The sequence below is a fragment of the Moorena sp. SIO3B2 genome (genome assembly GCF_010692525.1).
Taxonomy (GTDB): domain Bacteria; phylum Cyanobacteriota; class Cyanobacteriia; order Cyanobacteriales; family Coleofasciculaceae; genus Moorena; species Moorena producens.
This window is the reverse complement of the sequence record NZ_JAAHHE010000643.1, coordinates 1-2511: the sequence shown is the minus strand read 5'-3', so window position 1 is coordinate 2511 and position 2511 is coordinate 1. Positions and strand designations below refer to the sequence as shown.

2 protein-coding genes are annotated in these 2511 nt (G+C 46.0%); one reads left to right on the top strand and one right to left on the bottom strand.

Annotation, left to right across the window (positions count from 1 at the left end):
• Positions 1-863: COX15/CtaA family protein (locus F6K38_RS39280; RefSeq protein WP_287360329.1), on the bottom strand; the 863-nt coding region annotated here is incomplete at its 3' end.
• A 613-nt stretch (positions 864-1476) separates the two neighbouring features.
• Here F6K38_RS39280 and F6K38_RS39275 point away from each other — a divergent pair.
• Entirely contained in the window at positions 1477-2490 is a 1014-nt protein-coding gene (locus F6K38_RS39275) for a cytochrome c oxidase subunit II (RefSeq protein ID WP_287265844.1), read from the top strand.
• The last annotated feature ends 21 nt before the right edge of the window (positions 2491-2511 follow it).

The window sequence follows — 2511 nt, the reverse complement described above, 5'->3', positions numbered from 1 at the left end:
GCTGCTCCCACTGCTTGATGGCAGATAGTTAGTAGTTCAACTTGTAGCCTTAACCGGAAGGTAGCAACACCGAGGAGTATCTGTAAAACTACCAAGCTAGCAGCGAGATTAGCTAACTGTCGCAGTACTGGATGTAGAGCTGGTGTCCGGGATGCTATCACCACAACGGCGACAGTTGCTACGGTGGCTGGCACCACACCAGCAATATGGCTATTCATCACGGTACACAGCTCAGATGCGCCAAAACACTGATGCACTGCCCAGCGGGAAGCGACTAGTCCACCTAATAGACTTTGTAGATAAACAAAAATCACTGCGGTTAAGCTCAGCCAAGGTAACTTCCCAACTGAACCTGTTCCTTGATAGGGGGTCAGCAGTGTACCAATTACGATTAGAGTTGAGAAAAATAGCAGTGCTGTTCCTAGATGAGCAGTGACGATATCAAACCGGAGCAGTTCTGTAACCGTCAGTCCGCCCAGGACTCCTTGGAAAATAATTAGCCCTAGAGCAAATGTGGATATCCAGGGCAGCCAGTTGGGTAAATCCCGCCGATGCCACCAAGATAAGCTAGCGAGAGCGATCGCACTAACACCAATCAAGGAAGCATCAAGGCGGTGAAACCACTCTAAAAATACTTGCAAATTCATCTGCTGGCTTGGCACGAGCTGACCATAGCATAAGGGCCAGTCTGGGCAAGCCAGACCAGCATTCATCACCCTGGTGGCACTGCCTACTGCCATCAACAGCAGGGTTGCGATCGCAATTTTCCACACCAAGCTCCGAATCCTTGCCTGGGGCTGGCTAAGGTTGTTGGAGGTTACATCATTCTGATTCTGATCAAGAGCCGATTGAGCTATAGCCATCTGCAATAGGAAAATGCAAACTAAGTTAATCAAATCCTGAGTAGTGGCTCATTTTCGTTGGTAGAAGATTGCCAATCTCAAAGATCATCTCTATTCCTATACCACTGTAACCAGCCTTTTCCTTAATTTCTGAAGCTTTAGAGATTTTTCAGATTGCCATTCCCCTGCCCTAAAGGGTCACAGTTACTTAGACTCAATGATTTACTATTGATTTACTTTTTTATATTTTTTTTAGCTATGTTAAGTTTTTTTGAAAAAAATCTTAAGTTTTATGAAAATTTTATTGGTGCTGTGCTAGTGATCCTAAAAAAAAGTCTAAAAATCTCAAGGTTTGACCCAATCAATTGTTTAGCTGCTTTACCGTAGTTAATAGAGCCAGCCAAGCTAGCTCTGTATCCTCTACTCACGCCCCTCACTGCTAGCAGAGCATCAGAATTGTTGTCTTTGTTGTCTCTAATGTGGGAACTATGGGGGGGAGTAGCTCACCAGAAGGCTGATTTTCCTTAAAAATATAGCCATGCCCTGACATTTTAGGACACTAAGTATGTTGGTGCCTCGCCTGCCTTGATAATCCCTGTTAGTTTTGTTGATATAAGTATTCAACCCTAACCTCGTGAACATTCCAAGCCAAATTTCAACCCTTATTGCTGGCATTTTCATAACCCTGATTAGTCTCTGGTACGGTCAGAATCATGGACTTATGCCAGTAGCCGCCTCCTCAGAAGCCGGTGATGTAGATGGTCTGTTCAACCTGATGATGACCATTTCCACTGGTCTATTTATCCTCATCCAAGGGGCACTTATCCTAATAGTCATCAAATTTCGTAGACAAAAAAATGACCAAACCGATGGGCCATCGACCCATGGCAACATCCCCCTAGAGATGCTTTGGACCGCAATCCCGACGGTGATTGTCTTTGTCTTAGCTGTCTATAGCTTTGAGGTATACAACGCGATGGGAGGTCTCGATCCCATGGCTTCTCATGACCACCACCACCAGGAAATTGCCCACAATCATCAGATGTCACCATCTGGGCAAGAGGGGAATGAAAGTCTGATTGCCATGGCTCCGGGTCAAGGAACAGTTGCCCTAGGTATTGGAACGCCTCCAGGGCAAGAAGGTCAAGGTGAACCCCTAGAGGTTAATGTGGCCGGTATGCAGTATGCCTGGATTTTCACCTACCCTCAAACCGGTGTTATCTCTGGGGAAATGCATGTCCCAGTGGGACAACTGGTTAAGCTGAATATCGAAGCTAACGATGTGATCCACGCCTTTTGGTTGCCAGAGTTTCGGATTAAGCAAGATGCTATCCCAGGTCGGACTAGTCAACTAGGGTTTACAGCCACTAGAGTGGGTGATTACCCGATCATCTGTGCTGAACTCTGCGGGTCCTACCATGGAGGAATGAAAACCCGGTTGATCGTTGAAACACCCGAAGAGTATCAAGCCTGGGTTCAGGAAAATCAATTCGCTAGTGCAGACACCATGGAAAAAGCCGTGGCTGTTAATCCTACTACCATGTCAGAGGGTGAGTTCTTGGCTCCCTATGCCTCTGAAATGGGTATTGATTCCCAAACTCTCCAACACCTAGACCACTCTCACCATCATCCTGGAATTATCCAATAAGTTCATTTAAGAATGAAGAAT